Raw genomic sequence first — 1,016 nt, 5'->3', positions numbered from 1 at the left:
ACAGCTGGTCGGTTTCGACGCCGGCCGCATGCAGCGCGTCGAGACCGTCGGCGAGGCCGAGCGTCACGCCTTCGAGCACCGCGTAGCCGAGGTGCGCGCGTTCGGTCGCATGCGTCATCCCGAAGAACACGCCCTGCGCGTACGGGTCGTTGTGCGGCGTGCGCTCGCCGGACAGGTAGGGCAGGAACAGCGGCGCCGTCGCGAGCGCGCCGGCGTCGAGCGACTCGACTTCGGCGAGCAGTGCGGGCTCGTCGGTGCCGGTCAGCTTGCAGACCCAGCGCAGGCAGCTCGCAGCCGACAGCACGACGCTCATCAATTGCCAGCGATCGGGAATCGCATGGCAGAACGCATGCACGGCCGATGCGGGGTTCGGCATGAAGCGATCGCCGACCACGCTCAGCACGCCCGACGTGCCGAGCGATACGAAGCCGTCGCCTGCATGGATCGCGCCGATGCCGAGCGCGCTCGTCGCGTTGTCGCCACCGCCGCCGGCCACCACGACGGCTTCCGACAGCCCGAGTTCGCGTGCGATGTCGGCACGCAGCGTGCCGGACGGCGCATTGCCTTCGACGATGCGCGGCATCTGGTCACGCGTCATCCCGCATGCGGCGAGCAGCGCGTCGGACCAGTCGCGGCGCGCGACGTCGAGCCACAGCGTGCCGGCCGCGTCCGACGGATCGGACACCTTCGCGCCGGTCAGCCGGAACCGCAGGTAATCCTTCGGCATCAGCACGCAGGCGGTCGCTGCGAACACGTCGGGTTCGTGCTTCGCGACCCACAGCAGTTTCGGCGCGGTGAAGCCCGGCATCGCGAGATTGCCGGCCAGTGCGTGGAGATCGGGCGCGCGTTCGGTGAGCAGCGCGCATTCGTCGGCGCTGCGCATGTCGTTCCACAGGATCGCGGGGCGCAGCACGCGGTCGTCGAGCCCGAGCAGCACGGCGCCGTGCATCTGGCCCGACAGGCCGATGCCGCGCACGGCCGCGAATGCCTGACGGTGCCGCTCGCGCAGGGTCGCG

General features: G+C 70.9%; 1 protein-coding gene. It reads right to left on the bottom strand.

Features of this window, described 5'->3' with window-relative positions; all coding sequences use genetic code 11:
* Positions 1-1,016 (bottom strand): xylulokinase (gene xylB / locus G3N99_RS40805; protein WP_206125262.1); only part of this gene is annotated, 1,016 nt, incomplete at both ends.

Origin of the sequence: Burkholderia sp. Ac-20392, assembly GCF_017104585.1 — a bacterium.
Classification (GTDB): Bacteria; Pseudomonadota; Gammaproteobacteria; order Burkholderiales; family Burkholderiaceae; genus Burkholderia; species Burkholderia lata.
This window is presented reverse-complemented; position numbering and strand designations above follow the sequence as displayed.